Source organism: Corynebacterium sp. c3Ub_189, assembly GCF_039907195.1.
In the GTDB taxonomy this organism is placed as follows: domain Bacteria; phylum Actinomycetota; class Actinomycetes; order Mycobacteriales; family Mycobacteriaceae; genus Corynebacterium.
In genome coordinates this window covers 45,905-62,057 of sequence record NZ_JASBOF010000013.1, presented here as the reverse complement: position 1 = coordinate 62,057, position 16,153 = coordinate 45,905, and the positions used below count along the sequence as shown (strand labels likewise).

General features: G+C 59.0%; 14 protein-coding genes. 2 read left to right on the top strand and 12 right to left on the bottom strand.

Features of this window, described 5'->3' with window-relative positions; all coding sequences use genetic code 11:
* Positions 1-74 precede the first annotated feature (74 nt).
* Positions 75-1,166: an AbrB family transcriptional regulator gene (locus QKD99_RS07855; RefSeq protein WP_347951164.1), complete on the top strand. Its 1,092-nt coding sequence runs from the start codon at positions 75-77 to the stop codon at positions 1,164-1,166.
* On the opposite strand, the gene QKD99_RS07850 is transcribed toward QKD99_RS07855, so the two are convergent.
* Together QKD99_RS07850 and QKD99_RS07845 are read right to left on the bottom strand one after the other, a co-directional pair.
* Positions 1,163-2,833, bottom strand: coding sequence for a DUF885 domain-containing protein (locus tag QKD99_RS07850; protein WP_347951163.1), 1,671 nt, complete (start codon positions 2,831-2,833; stop codon positions 1,163-1,165). The genes QKD99_RS07855 and QKD99_RS07850 overlap by 4 nt on opposite strands.
* A 69-nt stretch (positions 2,834-2,902) precedes the next feature.
* Positions 2,903-3,472 (bottom strand): TIGR00730 family Rossman fold protein, encoded by a 570-nt coding sequence (locus QKD99_RS07845; RefSeq protein ID WP_269954363.1) that lies wholly within the window; start codon positions 3,470-3,472, stop codon positions 2,903-2,905.
* 108 nt (positions 3,473-3,580) lie between these two features.
* Between QKD99_RS07845 and QKD99_RS07840 the strand changes: the two genes are divergently transcribed.
* Entirely contained in the window at positions 3,581-4,714 is a 1,134-nt protein-coding gene (locus tag QKD99_RS07840) for an ROK family transcriptional regulator (protein WP_269954362.1), read from the top strand.
* Here the strand turns inward: QKD99_RS07840 and QKD99_RS07835 are convergent.
* From QKD99_RS07835 to QKD99_RS07790, 10 genes are all read right to left on the bottom strand, one after another.
* Complete coding sequence (locus tag QKD99_RS07835) at positions 4,697-5,293, bottom strand: HAD-IA family hydrolase (protein ID WP_308573007.1); 597 nt, start codon at positions 5,291-5,293, stop codon at positions 4,697-4,699. The genes QKD99_RS07840 and QKD99_RS07835 overlap by 18 nt on opposite strands.
* Positions 5,294-5,306: 13 nt before the next feature.
* Positions 5,307-5,660: a hypothetical protein gene (locus tag QKD99_RS07830; protein ID WP_284767220.1), complete on the bottom strand. Its 354-nt coding sequence runs from the start codon at positions 5,658-5,660 to the stop codon at positions 5,307-5,309.
* Positions 5,661-5,742: 82 nt separating this feature from the next.
* Positions 5,743-6,240 (bottom strand): ferritin, encoded by a 498-nt coding sequence (locus QKD99_RS07825; protein ID WP_239279340.1) that lies wholly within the window; start codon positions 6,238-6,240, stop codon positions 5,743-5,745.
* A 285-nt stretch (positions 6,241-6,525) separates the two neighbouring features.
* Positions 6,526-8,007, bottom strand: coding sequence for a SulP family inorganic anion transporter (locus QKD99_RS07820; RefSeq protein WP_347951162.1), 1,482 nt, complete (start codon positions 8,005-8,007; stop codon positions 6,526-6,528).
* Positions 8,008-8,028: 21 nt separating this feature from the next.
* Complete coding sequence (locus QKD99_RS07815) at positions 8,029-8,541, bottom strand: phosphoribosyltransferase (RefSeq protein ID WP_150851023.1); 513 nt, start codon at positions 8,539-8,541, stop codon at positions 8,029-8,031.
* 73 nt (positions 8,542-8,614) lie between these two features.
* On the bottom strand, positions 8,615-10,018 hold the full coding sequence (gene amn, locus QKD99_RS07810) for an AMP nucleosidase (protein ID WP_239206738.1): 1,404 nt from the start codon (positions 10,016-10,018) through the stop codon (positions 8,615-8,617).
* 232 nt (positions 10,019-10,250) lie between these two features.
* Positions 10,251-11,399: an MFS transporter gene (locus QKD99_RS07805; RefSeq protein WP_347951161.1), complete on the bottom strand. Its 1,149-nt coding sequence runs from the start codon at positions 11,397-11,399 to the stop codon at positions 10,251-10,253.
* A gap of 883 nt (positions 11,400-12,282) precedes the next feature.
* Positions 12,283-12,996 (bottom strand): response regulator transcription factor, encoded by a 714-nt coding sequence (locus QKD99_RS07800; protein ID WP_308572899.1) that lies wholly within the window; start codon positions 12,994-12,996, stop codon positions 12,283-12,285.
* Positions 12,989-15,583 (bottom strand): ATP-binding protein, encoded by a 2,595-nt coding sequence (locus QKD99_RS07795; RefSeq protein ID WP_308572898.1) that lies wholly within the window; start codon positions 15,581-15,583, stop codon positions 12,989-12,991. The genes QKD99_RS07800 and QKD99_RS07795 overlap by 8 nt, the downstream gene beginning before the upstream one ends.
* 12 nt (positions 15,584-15,595) lie before the next feature.
* A complete protein-coding gene (locus QKD99_RS07790) occupies positions 15,596-16,147 on the bottom strand; it encodes a potassium-transporting ATPase subunit C (RefSeq protein WP_284844790.1) in 552 nt (183 codons plus the stop codon).
* Between the last annotated feature and the right edge of the window lie 6 nt (positions 16,148-16,153).

The window sequence follows — 16,153 nt, the reverse complement described above, 5'->3', positions numbered from 1 at the left end:
CCGCCTACTGCCCTCCCCGTAGTGGAGAAAAAGCAGGCATTATACTTTTGTCGCAGTAGAACTAGGAGGCTCGCATGGCCGCACAGCAGGAAGGCGCCAGGCTTAGTGCCCATACCGTGGCACGGTGGGCCATTGTCGTTCCGGCATCGGTCGTACTGGGCTGGCTCTTTAGCATGTGGCACGTACCCGCGGCCTGGATCTTGGCAGCGATCCTCTCCTCCGGCGCCATGGCGCTTTTTACTGGGGAAGATCTGCGCGTGAACCGCAGTTTTTATAGCATGTCGCGTGGTTTTATCGGCATGATGGCTGCCATCCCGCTGACCGTAGTGCCGGTGGGCCAATTGCTGGGCTTCCTACCTGCCGCCCTGACGATCTCCTTTGTCACTTTGATGGTAGGCGTTATCGGCGGCCAGCTCTTACACCGCGCGCAGCCACAGGATGTCTCTTCCGAAACCGGCATTTTATCCATGCTGCCGGGCGGTGCTTCGCTGATGCCCGCGCTTGCCGACGAACTCGGTGCCGACTTCCGCTACGTCGCCCTCACCCAGTACCTGCGCCTCTTAGTAGTCTCGGTATCCCTACCGGCCGTGGTCGCCTTATTGGACACGCCCGCCGGAGAGGGGGCGGATCTTTCGGTCGACGGCGAAACCACCTGGTGGATAGTTGCCCTAGTGGTTGTCATTGCCTGCATAGGAGAAAAGGTAGGCAAGTTCCTCCATCTCCCCGCCGCCGCGGTGCTCGGCCCCTTGCTGCTGACGGTTCTAGCCTCTTTCGTGTTGCCGGAGGGCCACACGCTCGAACCGCTCTATGCCTTTAAGGTGATGGCCTTTTTGTCCATTGGTTGGGTCTGCGGCGGTGGACTTTCGCTGCCGGCGCTCAAGGCCTTTGCCAAGCAATTGCCCGCCACGGTTCTTTTCATCGTGGTCATCATCGGCATCTGCGCGGCCACCGCCTGGCCGCTAACCAAGTGGCTGCACATCACCTACTTTGAGGCCTACCTGGCTACCAGCCCCGGCGCGCTGGAGACCGTGCTCGCGCTCTCGGCCGAGGGCGGTGCCGGGCCCGCGGTCATCGCAGTCCAGCTCACCCGACTCATCGCGGTGCTGGTCATAGCGGGCTACTTGCCACAGCTGCTGCGGCTGGCCCAGCGGCTGCTGCGCCACTAGTTACCCAAGACAGCCTCGCGCAGGACGGACATCGGCACGGAGCCAAGGGCGAGGGCCTCGGAGTGGAACTCACGCGCGCTCATCCCCTGCTTCGCGGCCGCGGCGCGGGTCTCCTGCCACAGGCGCTGACCCAGCGCATAGGACGGCGCCTGGCCCGGCCAACCGAGGTAGCGGTTGACCTCGAAGTTGAGGTTGGCATCATCCATGGCGGTGTTTTCGCGCATGAAGGTCTTTACGTGCGCCTTGTCCCAAACGCCGGAGGTAGAGCAATCCGGCAGCTGCTTGCCCAGGTGCAATCCGATGTCCACGACCACGCGGGCGGCGCGCAGGCGCTGCGCATCCAACATGCCCATGCGGAAGCCAGGGTCATCCATGTAGCCCAGCTCGGCCATGAGCTGCTCGGCGTAGAGCGCCCAGCCCTCGCCGTGACCGGAGTTCCACGTCACCGCGCGGCGCCACAGGTTGAGGTCTTCTTGCACCAGTGCGGAGCCGAGCTGCAGGTGGTGGCCCGGCACGCCCTCGTGGTGGACGGTGGTCAGCTCCTGCCAGGTGTGGAAGGTGTCCTGGCCGTCCGGCACGGACCACCACATGCGGCCCGGGCGGGAGAAGTCATCGCTCGGCGGGGTGTAGAAAATGCCGCCGGTGCCGGCCGGATCGATGCAGCACTCGATCTCTTCCACTTCCTCCGGAATATCGAATTCCTTGCCGTTGAGCTCGGCAATGACGCCATCGGCGGTGGACTGCATCCACTCCACCAGCGCATCGGTGCCGCGCAGGGTATAGCGGTCCTCGTGGTTGAGCTTACGCATCGCCGAGCGCACCGAACACTCAGAGCCGTAGAGCTCGTGGGCGATCTTTTCCTGCTCCGAGCGCAGGCTGCGCACCTGGTCCAGGCCCCACTCATAGGCCTCGTCGAGGTTGACGGCATCGCCCACAAAGAGCTTGGAAAAGCGCTCGTAGCGCTCGCGACCCACGGCGTCCTTGGTGGGTGCCTGGGGCTGCAGATCATTGGAGAGCCAATCGGAGAACTCGCCAAAGGCCTCCTTAGCCTGCTGCACCTCGGCGGAGTCGGCGTCGAGGCCGAGGGACTCGAGCATCGAGTCGGCGTCGGCAAGCCGCTCGCACTGCACAATAACCTCAGAGATCTGGCGGTGCGGTGCCACCATGCCGTGGGAGGCTGCTTCCTCCAAGGAGCTGCGGTATCCGGCCAGGGAGGTCTTCACCTGGGATAGGCGGGAGCGAATGGCATCGCGGTCCTCATCCGTGTCCTGCGGCATGAGCAGCAGGGTATCGCGGATGGTCTGCACCGGGGAGGCGATGTTATTCAGGCAGCGCACGTCCTCGCTGTGGTGGTGCAGATCTAGTTCAAGGCAGAGGCGATCGCGCAGGACGGCCGCGGTGACATAGTCCACGTCATCAAAGTCATCCTCATCATCGGACTCATCGGTGGTGTCATCCAAGGCATCCAAGTCTGCCACCATTTCGCGGGTGCGGTCTGCGATGGCGGTGAAGTACTCGGGGGAGAAATCCTGCAATTCGCCCTCGTAGCCGTCAATGCCCCACGCGGTGGCATCGGTGGGGGAAAGCTCGGCTAGGTCGTGAACGAAGTTATCGCACGAAGCGTCCAGTAGAGAGGGCTGGCGCTTAGCGGTCTGCTCAGAACTCATAACGAGGAAGTCTATCCCTAAGTATCGCCTATAGGCCACCCGGGCGGGCTGAAGTTGCGAACTTGTTAACTAATCGTTGTCCCACTTTGTTCCGGGGTAGCTCCAGCCGCTGAATTTATCTAGGATGTCCTGCGGTTTCTCCTCCATCACCAAGGCGTCGACAAAGCGCGGCAAGATGAAGCCGGACTCAGCCATGGCGGCGTACATGGCATGGAACGGGCGCCAAAAGTCCTCCGTATTAACAAGGCCTACCGGGCCGCGGATGGTACCCAGCTGTTGCAGGGTGAGCACCTCGGTGAGCTCTTCGAGGGTGCCGACGCCACCGGGGAGGCAAATATAGGCGTCGGCAAGCTGCTCCATGCGGGTCTTGCGCTCGGCCATGGAGCCGACCACCTCGAGGGTGGTCAGGCCGGGGTGGGAAATCTCCAGATCCACCAGGGACTGCGGCATCACGCCGGTGACGGTACCGCCGGCGGCCAGGCAGGCCTCTGCTACCTCGCGCATCAGGCCGATATTGCCGCCGCCGTAGACCAGGGTCAGGCCGCGTCGGGCCAGCTCCGCGCCCAATTCCTGTGCCGCCTGCGTATAGGCCGGGGAGTTTCCTGTTGCTGAACCACAATAAACCGCTACTGACTGCATGCTCTCCAGCATAGATATTTGCGCCCCCACCACCACCTTTAGACTATTCGGTACATGAACCTTTTATCAGGTTAGACAAAGCAGTCTGGGATGCTTATACTCCTTTTTATGATCAAACCTGGCCCAGTGTTCACGCGGCCCCGCACACCGGCTGCAAAGTGCCTCCATTTGGTGCGTCTGAACCCGATCATCACCCGGAGCGAGTTGGTGGAAGCCACCGGGCTTTCCCAGCCCACCATCACGCGCGCCACTACTTCCCTACTCAACGCGGGCCTCATCCAGGAACGCACCGACCTCACCCAGTCCCGCGGGCGCGGCCGGCCAACGGTGCCGCTTGAGGCGGCCGATAATGACTGGGCGCTCGGCGGAATCTCCGTGGGCACCAAGCAGACCTACATCGGCCTTTATGACATCAAGGGCCGCACGTTGAGCGAAGAGGAATTGACCACCCCGGTGGCTAACCTCAGCGAGGATGACTTCCTCGAGCACATCATGGCCGGCATCAATCGCATGATGACCAACCTGAACCACCGCTTGGTCTCCCTCGGCGTGACTACCTCGGGCACCGTGGATGATAACGGCCTGGTCACCGCGGAAAATCTCAACTGGCACGGCGTGGACATCGCCGAACGCCTGCGCTTCCAGTTCGGCGTGCCCGTGGTGGTCTCCTCCGCCATCCCGGCCATCCTCGGCTCCGAAACCCAGGCGGCCGAGATTGGTACCAGCGAGCGCGTTCTGGTGCTCTTCGCGGATGATTCCATCGGCTCCGCCCTCTCCGTGGAGGACGAGGTCAGCCCCATTATTCCCGTACCCCCGACACACTCCGAGCTGCTGGGCCATGGCGCGTCCGAGCGCCTGCTGGCCACCCAGCACATCCTGGAGGCGATACGCCGCGAGGGCGTGGAGGCAGCCTCGCTTGCCGACGCCGCCCAGGCCGCCGACTCCCACCCCGCCGTCCGCGCCATTTTGGACGAGCGCGCCCGCCAGTTGGGCGCCATCACCGCGGAACTGGTCAAGGCCCACTCCCCGGCCACCGTGGTTATTGCCGGCGGCGCGTTTACCGACGACCCGAAGGCCCCCAAGCAATTCGCTGCCACCGTCCGCGCCTCCGCGGGCGAAGAGTTGCAGCTGCGCATGATCCCCGGCCATAAGGAGATTGTCCGCGCGGTAGCCCGCACCGTGGCCACCGATCAGCTACTGCGCCAGCCGCTGAATCTGGGCCGCTCACTCCAGCACGCTTAGCACCTCGCGCACCGAGTCGATGCCGCGGAAGAGGTGGGCGTTGAGCCCGCAGTAGCTAGCGCCCTCCACGTAGTCGACGCGGTCATCAAAAAAGTGCGTATCCTTCGGCTGCGCGGAGAGCGCATCCACGGCCACACGATAGGCTTCTGGGTGGGGCTTGGCCACGCCAATATCGCAGCTGAACGTCACCGCCGCGCAGTCCTCGAGCCACGGTTGCTTCTTACGCACTTGGCCCGCCAGCGTGGTGGGAATATTGGACAAGATGCCCACGCTATAGCCTTCCCCGATAAGGCCCTTGACCAGCGCCACCATGTCCAGGTCCGCCTCCAGGAGGCCGCTGTTTTCGCAGGCTACCGCCTCCGCGACAGGAACCTCCTCTAGCCCGGCGCGGGCCGCTACCTCGTTCCAGTAGTGGCTATCGCTAAAGATGCCGGCATCGTAGTCCGGCCGATAAAACCCGTAGGCCTCCCACATCGCCTCTGCATCTGGCGGCGCGAGGAGGCGCTCCAAGTCCGCATGGCTTTCTGGGGTGGCCGGGCGCATGAGCACGCCGTACATATCAAAGAGGAGTTTGGGCATAACGGGGGCCAGTTTATGCGCGTTTCGGCGCTTGGGTCAGCACGGCTACAATTCCCACACCCGCACCAGCGACAAAGAGAGGCAGCATCGCGGGAGCCTGGTCCATGGACAGAGCGAAGATGCCGCCGATGGCACCAATGAGTAGCATGCCGCCGAGGCTATAGAGCGAGCGCGTAACTGCCCCACGCGTGCCGGCGACGCCATAAACCAGCAATGCGAGCCCGGCGAATGGTCCGAGCATCAGCGCCGCAGTGGTCAGAAATACCCCCAAGGCCATGTGCGTGGACATGATTGCTGCTCCCACGATGAGGAAGAGCGCCAGAACTAATAGGGTTATGGCGCACAAAGCCTTGCGTTGCGTTGACATAGAAACAATCCTCCCACCGCACCGCAGTGCTATGGGAGGATTGAGCTAAATCTTGATGGGTTTGTTATTCACCCACGCCCACTTAGGCGCCGCCTTCGGTGCGGCCAGCCAGGCGCTCATCGATGCGCAGCAAGCCAGAGCCGTCATTGCCCACCAGCTTGATCTGGTCCAGAATCTCAGAAACGGTAGCTTCTTCTTCTACCTGCTCGCTCAGGAACCAGTCAACGAGCTGGCGGGATTCCAGATCCTGTGCCTCCAGCGCCGCGCGGGCGATGGTGCGGATCTCCTCGGAAACCTTCTGCTCGTGCTCGAGGGAAGCCTGGAAGGCGTCCTGCGGGTTAGCGGCCTTGACGGAGCCAACCGGGATGTCATTGAGCTCTACACGGTAGCCGCGAGAGAGCAAGTGGTCCGCAATCTTCTCGGCGTGCTCGCGCTCCTCGGCGGCCTGGCCCATAAACCAATCACGCATGCCTGGGAAGGAGAGGTTATCCATCTCGAAGGCCAGCTGGGTGTAGACCATGGAAGCGCCGTATTCGCTAATAACCTGGTCATTCAACAGGGTTTGCAGCTTCTCGTCCATTGTAAAAACCTTTCTGTGTGGGGAAATTAATTAGTGCTAAGCACCACAGTACAGAAGATTTCCCCGCGATCCAGCAAGGCCTACTTAAGTAAACTTGCACGTCATTACGCTTTTTTAGATTGGATAACCTAAGTTAGCCAAGACAAAGCTTGCCGCTACACGCAGGCAAAGGTCCCCTAAAAAAGCGAGGTCATCACAGATCCTCCGCCTTGACACGAGCGCGACTCGACGACCACCGCAACAGCGAACGTTTAGCCCCGCACACCTCGGAAAATAAATGTGATTTTAGTCACCCAAGCGGCCACTAAGGCGATTTAGGCGCTGCGCGCTCGCTCCTTCCAGACCACGGAACTCTACCTCGATGTCCCGATCGGCATATTTCTTCTGCACCGCATCCAGCGTCGCCACCGTAGAGGCGTCCCATACCTCGGCCTTGCTCATATCAATCACCACGCGCTGAGCGTCCAGCGTGTAATCGAAGGCGTAGACCAAGTCATTGGAAGAGGCGAAGAAAAGCTGGCCGCGCACCGCATACTCGGCATCGCCTACGTGCTCCACCTCCACCAGGTGGGCCACGCGGCGGGCAAAGCCGATCGAGGCCGCCACCACGCCGAGCACCACGCCCACTGCCAAGTTATGCGTGGCCAGCGTTCCTACCACCGTCACCAGCATCACGAGCGTTTCTGATAGCGGCATGAGCTTCAGCGTGCGCGGGCGAACCGAATGCCAATCCACCGTCGTTGCGGCCACGATGATCATCACCGCCACCAGCGCGGCCATCGGAATACGACCGACGGTCTCGCCAAAGAGCAGGCAGAGGATGAGGAGGAATACGCCCGCGAGGAACGTCGACAAGCGCGTGCGCGCCTGGGACGCCTTCACTCCGATCATGGTCTGGCCAATCATGGCACACACGCCCATGCCGCCAATGGCCGCGGCGAGGATATTGCCCACGCCCTGGCCAAAGGACTCGCGCGTCTTATCGGAGTGGGTATCCGTAATGTCATCGACCAGCTTGGCTGTCAGCAGCGATTCCATCAGGCCCACCAATGCCATGCCAAAGGCATAGGGCGCAATCAGCTGCAGAGTATCCAGGTTCCACGGAATATCCGGCACGAAAAGCCCCGGCAGCGAGGTGGGCAGCTCGCCCTGGTCCGCCACATCGGGCACCTTCCACCCAGCCGCCACCGCAATGATGCTGACCACCAGAATGGTAATCAGCGGGGCGGGAATCACCGTGGTCAACCGCGGTAGCCCCAGCATGATAGCCAGGCCAATGGCCACCAGCAGATACACCATCCACGGCACATCAATAAGGTGCGGCAGCTGCGTAGTAAACATCATGATGCCCAGCGCATTCACAAATCCCGTCATCACCGAGCGCGGAATAAAGCGCATGAGCTTAGCGACGCCCACCGCGGCCAATACCACCTGCATGATTCCCGCCAACAGCACTGCGGCGACCACATAATCATGCCCATGCTCATGCGCGAGCGGAGAGACCACCAGTGCCACCGCACCGGCCGCGGCGGAAATCATCGCCGGCCTGCCGCCAGTAAAGGTGATGGCCATGGCCATCACCACGGAGGAAAACAATCCCACCCGCGGATCTAACCCTGCGAGGATGGAAAAGCTTAAGACCTCTGGGATCAAAGCAAGCGCCACCGCCAGTCCGCCGAAGACCTCCTTGCGCAGGCGCGCAGGCGAGGAAAATGCATAGCGGAAACTGGCGATGACGCCGGTAGGGGCAGGCAGTTCTTTAATCACGCCTGCACATCCTAGTGGACTTTAGGAGCCTTCCTTAAACGAGCCATCCGCGGTGATCACGGGCAGTACGGACCACGCGAAGTTGATCCACTGATCGGTCTTCTTCCACGAGAAGTCCGGCTCAAAAATGGTCTTCGGCTTGGTGTAAATGACGGCCGAGCGCACATCGTCTGCGGTTTCCTTGAGCAGGTTAACCACCAGATCGAGGGTCTTGCCGGAGTCCGCGACGTCATCGACGACCAGGACCTTCTTGCCCTTCAGCGAGTCCGTATCTAGCTGCGGGGAAAGAATTACAGGCTCGTCTAGGGTCTGGCCGATGTCAGTGTAGAACTCCACATTGATAGCGCCCATGGCCTTCACGCCGATGGCATAACCAATAGCGCCGGCTGGGATCAGGCCGCCGCGGGCGACGCCCACGATAAGGTCTGGGAACCAGCCAGATTCCACAATCTGTTCCGACAGGTTACGGCTCGCCTCGCCGAAGACCTCCCAGGTGAGGTTTTCCCGGTCCGGGTGGATCCAATTTTCAGTCACGATTGTGTGGCTCCTTTTGCGTCATGGGATTTCTTTGTAGTTTAACGAGCATTGCCTGCCAAAGAAAAGGCACCTACCGGAATGGAACCTCGCCCAAAGTCCGGCGCAACTTGCGCGTGCGCAGGCGCTCCGGATTTTCGGCTAGATGCTCCATCGCTCGCACCGCGCACATCACGTGAGCTTCCTTCGAATTGGAGTAGAAGGCCTGCGCCTGGGCCGGCAGCTTCGGCACCGCGTGTAGCGGCAGGTCAGAGACCGAAAGGAGAGTTCCATAAGGAACGCGGTAGCGGTAACCATTGGCCGCGAGCGTGCACGATTCCATATCTACGGCCACCGCGGTGGAGGTACGCAGCCACTCCCACAAATCCCGGTTAGTGCGCCACTCCCAATTGCGATCATCGGTGGAGAGCACCGTGCCCGTTCGCATGAGCGAATTATCGTCGCCGTACACCGCCTTCACCGCAGACTCGAGCATGCGCTGTACCTCCGGAATCGCCGGGATGGGAGAGGTCGCCGCGACCTTTTGATCCAAGATGTGGTCATTGCGTTGATAGGCATTACCCAAGATGAGGTCACCGATGCGCATGCGTCCGTCCATGCCAGCGCAGTGGCCGATCATGATCCAGGCCTCTGGCCGCAGCACCGCCAAGCAATCCGTAATGGTTTTGGCATTCGAGGGCCCTACGCCAATATTGATCATCGTGATGCCATCACCACCGGCAGTGATCAGGTCAAAGCGCGGCATTTGGAAGCGAGACGTCAAGGTCAGACCGTCCACATCGAGGTCCACCGCATCGTTGGGATGAATGGTCTCCCCATTGGGCAGCACCAAGGCGGTATAACGCGAGTCTTCCCTGGTCAGCTCGCGCAAACCGAATTTCACAAACTCGGTGGTGTGCATCGCGTAGTTAGTAAACAAAATGTATTTTTGCACCGTATCGACCTCGATGCCGGTGTAATGCTCAATGCGCGCACACGCGATATCAAAGCGCTGGGCACCAAAATGAAAAAGCGGCTTTTCCGCACCGTGGAAGGCATCCCATTCGCCATCAATGATTGCATCATTGACCTCATCCAGCGTCGGACGCGGAATAGGCCCGCGTTCCTGCGGGGCTTTCCTTGTGTCCTTGATGTACTCCGGTGGAATGCGCTGGTCGGATTGGCCAACAAAGATATCGCACGGATAATTCCCCGCCAGGCGAGTCAGCTGCTCGTGCAGGTAGTCCCGAATGATGTGCGGCTTGGAGATTACCGCCGAGTACTTGCCCGCCTCGTTGACGTAGCCAAACGGCTCGGAACGATCGATCGGCTGCCATTTGCGGATATCCACCGTGACCTTGGGATAGACGACATAGCGATAGTCATCAAGGTTTCCTGATTCCAAAGTCTTGCGCGCAAGCTCGCAGGAATTCTCGTAAATCTCAATCAGGCGATTTACCGCCTCATCAACGGAGTGGACATGCTGCAGATCGGTCATAAGCGCGAGTGTAGCGGGGACTTCGCAGCGCGGCAGCGGTCCGCGCATTTCATTATTCTTTTCCGCGGTAGCTTCAGTGATACCAATACTGACTGATTTACTGCGAGAAAATCAAAGACCTAGGATCAGTCCTTTTAGCTGCTAAGAGTGTCAAAGCAAAAGTCTCAAAGGGAATGCGACGAAGAGCTCGACTATGTCAATTCGGGCATCGTCCCATCAATCCGAAGTATTCCTAATTCACATTGTCCCCAGTATGAGAGCGAGAAGAGGCACTAGCCCCAATACTGCAGACGATTCCTACTAGGACTGCACCTAATGCTCCTAACAGGATTCCCGTGGAGGAGGGCAACAGTAATCCACCCACTGCGGAGCCGACTGCCGAGCCAAGGTAGTTCGCAGATGCATTAGCAGCAACAGCAGTCGCCCCTTCATCAGGGTTTGCACTAAGCATTGAATGCTGCTGCGGCGCCATTGACGACCACCCCAAAAGCCCCCAAGCAAAAAGACACACCACTGCCACCACGTGGCTCGAAGGGAAGAGCAGCAGTAGAGCGAAATCAGTCACGAGTAATGCAATGATAATGACCGTTAGTTTGCGTGAACTATTAACCTTGTCGAGCACCCTCCCAATCCCAAAAGCACCCACTGCCCCGCCGATACCCCAGACCCAAATACCAGCAATGGTGTCTACCTGCACACGATCAAGCACTACAGGAATATAGGTGTACAACCCCAGCGAACCCACTCCCACGAAGAAAGTAACTAAGGTCGTCAGGAAGTTATCCACTCGGCCGATGACTCGGAGTCGCTGCCCCAACGAGGAGGAGGGCACAGCTGGTACCACACTCGCTTTGCGCAACGCTAGACCCGCTAACGCCACTATTCCAATGGCCGAGACCAAACCGATGGTAGCCCTCCAGCCTAGCTGTTTAGCTACCCCCAATCCCACCGGTACGCCCACGACAGTTCCCACCGCTAAGCCAGCCAGCACCATTGACAGTGCGCGCCCGCGATACTTTGCTGGGACAGACATCCCCGCTACGGCTGAGGACAACGGCGAATAAATTCCCGCTGCCGCACCTGCGATTAAGCGCGACACGAGAAAAGCGCTCACTGTAGGCGAGACTGCAGTCACGACATTCGCCAAAGAAAACACAGCAACAGCTCCAAGCAGACCACTCCGCGGATCTTTGCCTGCCCTACCCGAGAACAGCGGACCAGATATTGCGTACGCGCCGGTGAAGGCGGTAACGCCCAAGCCGATCACACTGCCACTTGTACCCAAGTCGTTTGCAATCTGTGATAGCAGCCCAGCGATAACATATGCGTCCAATCCGAGCGCTACACTGCCCAAAACTAACGGCCACAGCTGTTTAAGCATTCGAAATCACCATATCGAGCAAACCAGGGAACCGTTCGTCTAGATCGCCTCTGCGCAAAGAGATAACACAAGTTCGTCCCTGGCTTCTTGTCCACGTCACACCGGCTTCACGCAGCTGCCGAGTGTGGTAGGTCAGGGTAGATCGAGGCAGGTCATCAGCGAGCGTCAAACTATCGTGCTCCTGACCGTCTGCCAGGCGCCTAACCATCTCTAACCGGATGGGATCACTTACCGCAGCCAGAACACGGACGAATTCAAGGTCCTCGGTGGCCGGATGCTCATACCTTCGTGGGCTCATCACAACTCCAATCGTGCAAGAATTCCTGAACGATTGACCACAGTAAGCTACCCGAGAGATTCGTGCAAGATTTCTTGCACGAATTCAGGTGCGCAGATAAAGCCCCACCCAGACAGCGATAAATGAACACCGGAGTCTTGAGGAGCTCTATTTTTAGATACCAAGCTTTCAACCCCAGACGTCTCTAATTCATAACCTTCAACGTTGGCACAATAAATCGAGCCAAGTTTATGAAAGTAGAGAGCCTTATTCCTTCTTCTAACGGTGCGTACAACGTAGCTTGATTTAATAGACCCTTCTACCCAAAATATGCTCGAAGGTTCTTTGGTCAGGAAAGCATGACAGACACCGTCACCCCTTCAGGGAAAAGCAACTAATCTGCAGCACCAGAAATGATTTAGAGAACGAACAATCGCTGGTGACCAGTTGAAATGTTTAGTTCTCACGCGCTTGCAGTTGGTTAAATGCGCAGAGCACACCGAAGCCTCCGACGGGCAGGAGTTATGGCTACCAACTCGCGCCACTTCACTGCATAGAATTGCCCCTGCAAGAGCAGTTCCCTGCAGAGAGTGGCGTCAGCTACTCCTAGGCTTCTGGGGAGGTAAAGAAGCGGTATCCCAATCCGGGTTCAGTAAGTAGGTATTGGGGATTAGATGGATCGGTTTCCAGTTTGCGGCGCAATTGCGAGGTGTAGATGCGCAGGTAGTGGCTTTGTCCTTCGAAGCCCGGGCCCCAAATCTCTGCGAGCAGATCTTCTTTGCGCACCAAACCGCCGTGGGCACGCAGCAGCGTCGTAAGCACGCCCCACTCAGTGGGGGTCAGGTGAAGAGGCTTTCCTGCCTTGGTGATGGAGTGTCGAGGGACGTCGATCAGCACATCGCCCGCCCGCACCATCGTGGCTTCCCGCTGGGCAGATGGATGCTGGGGACTGCCATGCCGCAAAGCCACGCGCACACGGGCCAAGAGCTCTTCCATAGAAAAGGGTTTGGTCACATAATCATCAGCACCGCGATCTAGGGCCGAGGCACTAAATAGGGGATCGGACCGGGCCGTAAGAATCAGAACGGGAATTGCTGACCACCCTCGAATCCCATCGAGGACCTCCCGCCCATCCATATCCGGCAGACCCATATCCAAAATCACCACGTCGGGCTGATGCTGGGAGACCACCTGCAGACCCTCCGCCCCGGTGCTGGCTGAATACACCTCATACCCACGCGCTTTAAAATTAATGCTCAAGGTGGTGAGCAAACGCGGATCATCATCCACAATGACTATCGTGGCCTTTTTATCAGTCATGGCTTTTCTCCTCCCGCAGCGGGAAACTCAGGATAAAGGTCGCTCCTGGAGTGGCCTCTACGGTGATAGTACCGTCCATGGCCTCCACAAATCCGCGTACAACGGAGAGGCCTAAACCCACCCCGTTGTCATTGCTGGTATCGCCCAAGCGCTGAAAAGCTTGGAAAAGCTCCTCCTGCTTTTCTGGTGAAATTCCCGGCCCTTCATCGCTCACACTCAGCTCCACGCGCTCATCTATAACCTGCGCATCAACGTTGACTGGTCCGCTCGGCGCATAACGCAAAGCGTTATCGAATAGGTTCGCCAGCACGCGTTCCAGCAAAACGCTATCCGCGCAACAGGTGCGGCCACGGAGTCCAGAACCAATATGAATGCGACCAAGTTGGTCCTTGCTATGTCCAAAGGCACAGGAAGCAATAGCCCGATTGGCTACCTCGTATAACTCCACAGTATCCCGGCGTGCAGTTACCGCTCCTGCACTCAAACGCGAGTGATCCAATAGGTTGGTCACGAGCAGCGTGAGTTGATCGATGCTAGCTGCGGTTTCCGCCAGCAGTATTTCTTGATCCTCTGGACTGAATTCGATTTCGGAATTCCGCAAAGAGGACACAGCCAGCTTGGCCGTTGCTAGGGGCGTGCGCAGATCGTGGCTCACGCTCGATAGCAGCGCACGACGCAATTCATCAGCGGCAGCAATGGCATCGGCACGTGCGGCTTCAGCCGAAAGCTTGTCGCGGCGCACGATGCCGGCTAAGTAACCTGCCACAACCGCCACCAAAGCACGGTCGCGGGCGGATAACGCTGGGCCTTCCATCACAATCTGGACCGTAGTGTCCTCGCTGGAGACCAACGTTTCTACCTCACGTTTATGAGTCTTTGCGGGGATATGCAGGTGTTTACTCTGCCAGGGCGAGGCCGCCGAAGCGTGCCAGGTAGAGAGTATGTCCCCGGAGGCGTCAAGAAGCACGGCCTTATGGCAGCCGAAGGTCTCTCCTACCTTGCGAAGCACTGTGTCGATGGGAGATACGTCCGCACGGCGGTTGAGGGCTGCGCGGGAAAAGACCGTCAAGAGCTCAGCATCGCGCGTGGCAATGGCCGCATTATGGTGCTCTATTTTGGTGCGCCGCACTTGTAAACCCACGGCCAGGGCAATGGCTACCATAACCACGAGGATGACAGCGTTAGCTGGCTCAGCAATATCGAACGTGTACAGGGGCTCGGTAAAGAACCAATTGACCGCCAAGCCCGAGGCAAACGCAATAATTACCGCCGGCCACAGGCCAGCGAGCATGCTCACGAGGAGGATCAGCGCAAAGTAAAAAGCAGAACACGTGCCTGTTCCCAATGCTGAGCCGTCGATGCCTTGCAACAGTGCGGTCAAGGCGATGAAAGCGACAGCTGCGCCTACCCAAGACACCGCCCGGCGCGGGAGGGAATGCAATGGTCGCAGCAGTGGTGAAAGAGGCGAGGGTTTATCGGACGGAAGATTAACAATGTGACAATCAATCTTGCCTGAATCCCGCAACACGGCCTCAGCAACGGTGCCGCGCCAGTGCAGGCCTAAGCGACGCCGTGGTGAAACCCCCAGGACCAACTGGGTGGCGTTGACGCTGCGGGCAAAATTAAGCAGCGCTTCTGGCACCGAGTCACCGGTGACCTGATGCAAACGGGCACCCACGTCCTGAGCCAAGGATTGTAATTTGGCCAGTTGTTGAGCGGAACCTGCAACGGAAGATTCACCGGAAGAAAAGGAGTCCCCAAAAATTACGTGGACCACATGTAGCTCGGCTGAGGATTTGGACGCGATGCGGCGCCCGCGGCGAATGAGCAGTTCTGCGTGCGCAACGTTCTGAATGGCCACGACCACCCGTTCCCGCGCCTCCCAGGTATCGGTAATATCCTGCTCAGAACGGTAGGATGCGAGAGCCTCATCAACCTGGTCCGCCAACCACAACAGGGCTAGCTCCCGCAATGCAGTCAGATTGCCCACCCTAAAATAATTATTCAAGGCTGGGGCAATGCGCGCTTCTTTATAGATTTGGCCATCACTCAAGCGGGTGCGCAAGAGCTGCGGGGATACATCCACCAACTCGATCTCATTCGCCGCACGCACCACCTCGTCTGGCACCGTCTCCTGCGGGGAAATACCGGTGATCTGGTTTATTACGTCATTGAGGCTTTCAAGGTGCTGGATGTTCAGGGTAGAAATCACATCGATTCCTGCGGCTAGGAGTTCCTCTACGTCCTCCCAGCGCTTAGCGTGTTCCTCACCGCGCGGATTGGAATGGGCAAATTCATCGACCAGAACGGTTTCCGGCTGGCGCGAGATGATGGCTGCAGTATCGAGTTCTCCGGTGGATAGCCCGGCGGCGTAGCGCCGCGGGATGGTCTCAAGGCCATCACACAGCGCCCGAGTGAATTCGCGCCCATGATCTTCCACGATGCCAATGACCACATCGCGGCCGGCCAGCACAAGGCCGTGCGCCTCGTTGAGCATTGCACAGGTCTTACCAGACCCAGGCGCCGCGCCGAGGTAGATCTTCAAAGCGCCACGCTTGGTGCGCGCCGGAACTTTCTTGTCGTTCATATAGCACTCATCTTATGAGCAGGACGGTGGAATGGGCAGTGCTCGGTTGAGAGTAGTGACGTTGACTGCGTCTTCGCCCAGGAACCCGAGGCTGGCATGCTCCGTGTTGTCCTCGATGAGGCTTCGCACCTCTTCGGTGCTCATCCCCTGCTCTCGTGCGACACGCGGAGCCTGTAGTTCAGCGTACGCAGGGCTAATGCCAGAGTCGACACCAGAGCCGGAACCGGTTACCGCATCGGTGGGAACATCTTCTGGAGCGGCGCCTTCGCGCTTGGCGATGTCCCCGCGCCGCTCCTGCACGGCTTTTTCTAGCTCGGAGCTACTAGCGCCGTAATTGCTCATGCCTTCGGCACGGGGGAAGAAGTACGGGCCTTCGGTCTGGCCATCTTGAAGCTGGGTCGAGCCAGCTAGGCACTCACCTTGGTAAATGAGGTTGCCCTCGGCCGAGTCCGGCTTGATGCGGGAGATTCCCCACACGGCAGCGGGATAGATCATTCCTAGTGCGACAACGCACAATAGTACGGCTACGAATCCAGCGGCGAGGTTACGAAAATAGACACGCATTTTTGG

What these genes read in the sequence shown, in the direction of transcription:
- QKD99_RS07855 (WP_347951164.1), top strand. Translation starts at nt 75, where the DNA reads ATGGCCGCACAGCAGGAAGGCGCCAGGCTTAGTGCCCATACCGTGGCA.
- QKD99_RS07850 (WP_347951163.1), bottom strand. Translation starts at nt 2,833, where the DNA reads ATGAGTTCTGAGCAGACCGCTAAGCGCCAGCCCTCTCTACTGGACGCT.
- QKD99_RS07845 (WP_269954363.1), bottom strand. Translation starts at nt 3,472, where the DNA reads ATGCAGTCAGTAGCGGTTTATTGTGGTTCAGCAACAGGAAACTCCCCG.
- QKD99_RS07840 (WP_269954362.1), top strand. Translation starts at nt 3,581, where the DNA reads ATGATCAAACCTGGCCCAGTGTTCACGCGGCCCCGCACACCGGCTGCA.
- QKD99_RS07835 (WP_308573007.1), bottom strand. Translation starts at nt 5,293, where the DNA reads ATGCCCAAACTCCTCTTTGATATGTACGGCGTGCTCATGCGCCCGGCC.
- QKD99_RS07830 (WP_284767220.1), bottom strand. Translation starts at nt 5,660, where the DNA reads ATGTCAACGCAACGCAAGGCTTTGTGCGCCATAACCCTATTAGTTCTG.
- QKD99_RS07825 (WP_239279340.1), bottom strand. Translation starts at nt 6,240, where the DNA reads ATGGACGAGAAGCTGCAAACCCTGTTGAATGACCAGGTTATTAGCGAA.
- amn (WP_239206738.1), bottom strand. Translation starts at nt 10,018, where the DNA reads ATGACCGATCTGCAGCATGTCCACTCCGTTGATGAGGCGGTAAATCGC.
- QKD99_RS07805 (WP_347951161.1), bottom strand. Translation starts at nt 11,399, where the DNA reads ATGCTTAAACAGCTGTGGCCGTTAGTTTTGGGCAGTGTAGCGCTCGGA.
- QKD99_RS07800 (WP_308572899.1), bottom strand. Translation starts at nt 12,996, where the DNA reads ATGACTGATAAAAAGGCCACGATAGTCATTGTGGATGATGATCCGCGT.
- QKD99_RS07795 (WP_308572898.1), bottom strand. Translation starts at nt 15,583, where the DNA reads ATGAACGACAAGAAAGTTCCGGCGCGCACCAAGCGTGGCGCTTTGAAG.
- QKD99_RS07790 (WP_284844790.1), bottom strand. Translation starts at nt 16,147, where the DNA reads ATGCGTGTCTATTTTCGTAACCTCGCCGCTGGATTCGTAGCCGTACTA.